General features: G+C 49.7%; 1 pseudogene. It reads left to right on the top strand.

Annotation, left to right across the window (positions count from 1 at the left end):
- A pseudogene (locus Q0620_RS08215) lies at window positions 1-2,082 on the top strand (hypothetical protein); the annotation flags it as partial.
- Window positions 2,083-2,421: the final 339 nt, after the last annotated feature.

Raw genomic sequence — 2,421 nt, 5'->3', positions numbered from 1 at the left:
CCGCCGTTTGAAGCGCAAACTTTAACGCCTGATTCAAAAACGGCTTGCAATTCGAACACAATTTCCGAGTCGCTTCCGACTTGCGCCAAGACTGAAAATTCCGCGCTAAATTTAATCTTAGCGCAGAATTTTGCGGCTAATTCTGCAACCTCTCAAACCCTTATCGCGCCGCAAAATTTTAAGGAAAATTTCGCAGATAGGCGAAATTTCGAGAACTCGCAAAGACCTTCCGATACAAGTTGCGACGTCGTAAATTTTACTTCCAAAACTAGCTGCGACGGCACAAAATTAGCGCCTCTAAAAAACCAAAATGACGCAAATTTCGTCGCCGAAGAGAAACCTGTTTGCGAAACGAAATCCGCCTGCGCCGCAGGTATCGCAAATTTAGCAAACGAAGCAAATTTCACAAGTCCCGTAAATTTCGCAGATACCGCAAAATCTGCAAGCACTGCAAATTTAGCAAGCTACACAAATCTTTCCGCCGAAGCGGACGCTTTAGATCGCGCTCTGTTTTTACGAACCTCTCGCGGAATGAATCCAAAAATTTTCCCTAGCAAATTCCACGCCAAAGGCACTTTCCTGGCGCTCGGAGCGGAGCTGAAAAATGAGTTTGCGATCTACAAAGACGGGCAAATTTTCATCTCGCCCTACATCGGCGATCTTAAAAACGTCGCCACGAATGAGCGATTTTTCGCGCTTTTGGATATGTTCGTGCGCGCCTACGAGCTGAAATTCGACGCCGTCATCGCAGATCTGCACCCGCAGTTTTCACACACGCGATTTTTTGAGCAGCGCGGATACCCCGTGGTGCGCTACCAGCACCATTTCGCGCATCTTGTTTCAAATTTAGCGCAAAACGATCTACTAGGTAGCGGCAAAAAATACCTCGGCTTTTGCTTCGACGGCACCGGCTACGGCACGGACGGCACGATCTGGGGCGGCGAGGTGATGATCTTTGATCCGCGCGGCTACCGACGCGTCGCGAAATTTGACGAGATCGCGCTTATCGGCGGCGAGAATGCGATCAAAAACATCTACAAGCTTGCGCTTGCGCTCGTGTTTAAATTTAATGCAAAGGGCGCTGCGCGGGAGTTTTTGGCAAAATTTGACGCGAGCGAAGTAGCAAATTTAGAAAAAATCGCGCCGCGTGCCGTCCGCTCAAGCTCGCTAGGGCGACTGTTCGACGCATTTGCGGCGGTCATTTGCGATCTACGAGCCGTCAGCTTCGACGGCGAGGCGGGCATGCGGCTAGAAAACCTATATATCGACGGCTGCGAGCAGAGCTATAAATTTAGGCTGAAAAAAGCGGGCGCGGCAAGCGAAGCGGGGATTTTTGACAAGATAAAAAGCTCTATCGACTCTGCGGTGCGCATGCCCGAGAAATTTGGCGCGGCGAAAAATCCTATCCGCAGTGCAGAACGCGAGGATAAAAGCGGCGTCTGTAGAGGAAATTCTATCGATGCCGCGGTGCGAATAGCGGAAAATTTTAGCGGCTCGATAAATCGCGATAGCCGCGCGACGAATTCTAATAGCGGTGAAAGATTTGCAGCCACGAACGCCGCGAACGTTTGCAGCTCGGCTAGCGACGCGGAAAATTCCGCGGCAAATTCCACAATCGGCGATACCGAGCAAAATTTTATATACGCGCCGAATTCGACAAACACTCGGAGTTTAAATTCTGCGTATGGAATCAATTATGACTTATCGATGAGCGTAGCGGATTCTGCGTCAAATTCCACGACAAATTCTACGGGTGACGAGGCGCCGCGGGGCTTTGGCGGCGAATGCTACGTGATCGATTACGAAGAGGCGTTTTTGCAGGCTTTGAGCGATGAGCCGCGCTTGGCCGCGACGAAATTTATAAACGCCATCGCAAATTTCATCGCGGAGTTTGCGGAGGGCTTCGGGCTCGAGGTCGTGCTAAACGGCGGGGTCTTTCAAAACGCGACGCTTCTAAATCTTACGTGCGAAAAACTGCGTGAGCGAGGGATAAAATTTCATCTAAACCGCGCCGTTCCTTGCAACGACAGCGGCATCGCATACGGGCAGCTCGCGGCGTATCTAAGCGAAATTTCGCGCTAAACTTGTCCACAAAAAACGCAATTATAGCCGTTAAGCTCGCTCTTTGTAAAATTTACTAGTTTCATCTCGCCGCTAAATTTAATGAACTCTGCGCCCTGCCTGCGCTTTGCGTAAATTCTAACGCTACGGCGATAAAATCACGCAGCTAGCTTTTCTAAAATCGCAAAATCAGCGAACAAATTTACGCCTTGCTGTCTTTATATGTCGCAGCCGAAACGATAAAATTTTAAAATTTAACGGCGCGCCGTTGCCTGCCATAGCATCACGACGCACCACTATGGCAATCGATGCAAAATTCTACCGCGGCACGTGGCTAGATACTGCGCAAATCCCAAACTA

Origin of the sequence: uncultured Campylobacter sp., assembly GCF_938017615.1 — a bacterium.
Taxonomy (GTDB): Bacteria; Campylobacterota; Campylobacteria; order Campylobacterales; family Campylobacteraceae; genus Campylobacter_B.
Note: the sequence above shows the minus strand (reverse complement) of the source record. Positions and strands in the feature narration are given on the sequence as shown.